Source organism: Saccharomonospora halophila 8 (genome assembly GCF_000383775.1).
GTDB classification, from domain to species: domain Bacteria; phylum Actinomycetota; class Actinomycetes; order Mycobacteriales; family Pseudonocardiaceae; genus Saccharomonospora; species Saccharomonospora halophila.
In genome coordinates this window covers 18,732-21,513 of sequence record NZ_KB912543.1, presented here as the reverse complement: position 1 = coordinate 21,513, position 2,782 = coordinate 18,732, and the positions used below count along the sequence as shown (strand labels likewise).

Annotated in this window: 3 protein-coding genes and 1 pseudogene; all 4 read right to left on the bottom strand. The window is 73.9% G+C overall.

The annotated features are described in order from the left end of the window. Positions 1 to 261 (bottom strand): annotated as a pseudogene (locus SACHA_RS0110690) (hypothetical protein); the annotation flags it as partial. Between the two features lie 16 nt (positions 262 to 277). Continuing rightward, complete coding sequence (locus SACHA_RS0110685; protein WP_019809561.1) at positions 278 to 1,405, bottom strand: ArsA family ATPase; 1,128 nt, start codon at positions 1,403 to 1,405, stop codon at positions 278 to 280. 2 nt (positions 1,406 to 1,407) lie between these two features. Then, positions 1,408 to 1,851, bottom strand: a complete 444-nt coding sequence (locus SACHA_RS0110680) for an SRPBCC family protein (protein ID WP_019809560.1) — start codon at positions 1,849 to 1,851, stop codon at positions 1,408 to 1,410. 27 nt (positions 1,852 to 1,878) lie between these two features. Beyond that, entirely contained in the window at positions 1,879 to 2,667 is a 789-nt protein-coding gene (locus SACHA_RS0110675; protein ID WP_019809559.1) for a metallophosphoesterase family protein, read from the bottom strand. Positions 2,668 to 2,782: the final 115 nt, after the last annotated feature.

Below are 2,782 nucleotides of genomic sequence, written 5' to 3'. Positions count from 1 at the left end.
GGTCAGCTGGTCCACGACCCGCGCGGCCACGTCGACCCGCTCGCCCCGGCAGATCGCCAGCACAGCGCACAGGGGGCACCACCCGCGCTCCGCCTCGCCCGTGCCACCGGGGTGGTCCCCGGCGGGGTGATCTGCCGCGGCACCCGCGCCGTGTCCCTCCTCCACCAGGCTGTCCAGCCACGGGGCGGCCCGTTCGACGATCAGGTCGACGAGCAGGCGGATCTCGTCGGCGAGCCGGGCGCCGTTGTCCGCGGTGGTCATGGGCTCCGCTCCAACATCAGGGGCTCCGCTCCAGATGGACGACGAGCCCGCGGGCGTCCGACTCCGCCTCGGTCACCCGGCACGGTCGCAGTGCGTCGGGCAGGGCGAGCAGCCGCCGGAACCCGTCCACGGTGACGGCCAGGTCGTCGTCCACCCGTGCCAGGTCGACGGTGGAGTCCCCGGCCAGCGGCATCTCGATCCGCAGGAGGAATCCGTCGTCGGTCTCCTCGGCCCGCAGCAACGGGAGGGAGGGGGACCGCCCGCCCCCGGCGGTCGGTCCGTCGGGGGCGGAGAGCTCGTCGCCGATCCCGTCCAGGGCCGCCGGTCCGATCGGTTCGTCCGGCCGGTGTTCCACGGTGCGGATCCCGACCTCGGCCAGTCCGTCCGCGCGCAGCTCCGCCAGCACCCGGTCCTGCGCGCGGCGCCGGGCGCGCAACCAGGAGGCGGCGGGGCCCCAGCTCAGCCCGCCCGTGGGCATCATCCGGTTGACGACCAGACCGTCGACCGCGATCCCGCGCAAGGTCAGCGAGGTCAGCAGGCGACGGGTCTCGGCGAGCACCACCCGTTCGGGGGTGAGGACGAGCCGGACCGCGGTGGCCTCGGTGTCGGTGAGCCAGCGCCGCAGGTCGTCGACGTGCGCGGCGAGCCGGTCGAGCATCCCGGCCGGACCGCGCCCGGCCGTGCGGCTCAGATACCCCGCGACCGCCTCCGGCAAGGCGAGCAGCCGCGACGTCTCCGCGGTCGGGCCGCAGTCCACGACCACGGTGTCCCACGGCCCGGCATCGGCGAGCGCACGGACCTCGGTCAGCGCGAGCAGTTCGTCGACCCCGGGCAGCACGGTGAGTTCCTCCGCGTCCAGCGCGTCCACCCCGAGCCCGGTCAGCACCGACCGCATCGCGTCCCGCAGCGTCCGCCACGCCCCGTCGGTGAGCGCCCGCGCGTCGACCTGCACCGCGTACAGGTCGGCGGCCACCTCCCGGGGCTCGCCGTCCAGCGGGGTGGCGAGGGTGTCGGCGAGCGAGTGCGCGGGGTCGGTGGAGACCACCAGTGTCTTGCGCCCCCACCGGGCCAGCCGGCTCGCCGTCGCGGCGGCGACGGTGGTCTTGCCGACACCGCCCTTGCCGGTGAACAGCAGGGTGCGCATCGTCAGGCCCGGTCCTCGACCCGGCGTTTGAGCTCCTTGAGCGCCGTGTCCATGATCATCTTTTCCGCCTTGCGACGGAGCATCCCGATCATGGGCAGGGACAGCTCCACCGAGAGCGAGTAGGTCACCTCCGTGCGGCCGCCACCCAGCGGCCGGAGCCGGTACCGCCCCTCCTGGGACTTCTGCATCTGGCCCTTCTCCAACTCCCAGCTCACGGACAACCCGTCGTCGGCCCAGTCGTAGGCGAGGGTGTAGACGTCCTTGACCGGACCGGAGTCGAGGGTGAACCGCACCCGACGGGGTCGCCCCGCGGTGTCACTGTCCAGCACCTCCGTCTCCCGGACGGCCTTGGCCCACTCCGGGTAGGCGGGCAGGTCGGCGACGACGGCCATGATGTCCTCGGGCGGGGCCTCGATCTCGATGGACTGGGTGGACTGCTCGGCCATGGGGCTAGAGCGTAGCGGTCCGTCGCCTCACCAGCGCAGCACGTAGGGCGTGCCGGTGCGTTTGAAGTGGCCGACGTTGACGCACTCGGTGCGGCCCGCCCGCACCCGCGCCGACAGCGGCTGGTGCACGTGTCCGAACAGCGCCCAGCGTGGTTCGTGCTCGCGCACGGCCCCGAGCAGGGCGTCCGACCCGAGTTCCGGCCTGCGTGCCACCACGTCGTAGGTCAGTTCGGGAACGGCGGGCGGGATGTGGCTGCACAGCACGTCGGCGTCGGACACCCGGGCCACGTCCGCGGCGAAGTCCTCGCCGGTGCGCAGGTGCGGGCGCCAGGCCGAATCGGAGCGTGGGGGCACCCCCTCCGCCTGCAGCGCCCCGCCGACGAAGCCGAACCGGAGTCCGCCGATCTCCACGACCTCGCCGTCGACGGCCCGGATGCCGTCGGTGAGGAACTCCGGCCACAGCGCGGGGGCGTCCACGTTGCCGGGGATCACGTAGGTGGGCGCACTCAGTGCCCCGAACAGCCGGCTGTACTGCTCGCGCACGGCCTCCTCCACCGCGGCCCGCGGGTCCGCCAGTCCGGCCCACAGCGAGCGGGCGTACTCGACCGTCTCCGCGCGCCTGCCCTCCCGGCGCAGCCGCGCGAACCGGGCGACGGTCTCGGCCCCGAACAACCGTCCCAGGATTCCGCCGCCGTGATCGTGGTAGTCGACGAAATCGAGCAGGTCCCCGAGCACGAGTACCGCGTCGGCACCCTCACCGGCACGGGCGAGGGCCTCGGCATTGCCGTGGACGTCGGAAACGACATGGAGCCGCACACCGACACCCTAGCCGTCGACGGCCGGCGCGGGCGGCAACCCCGGGGGCCTGCCGTCCTCCAGCCGGTCCTTCAGCCGCAGGGCGATCGCCTTCGCCGCCCGCGCCCGACGGTCG

Coding starts and splice junctions, on each gene's coding strand:
- SACHA_RS0110680 (WP_019809560.1), bottom strand. CDS start 1,851: ATGGCCGAGCAGTCCACCCAGTCCATCGAGATCGAGGCCCCGCCCGAG.
- SACHA_RS0110685 (WP_019809561.1), bottom strand. CDS start 1,405: ATGCGCACCCTGCTGTTCACCGGCAAGGGCGGTGTCGGCAAGACCACC.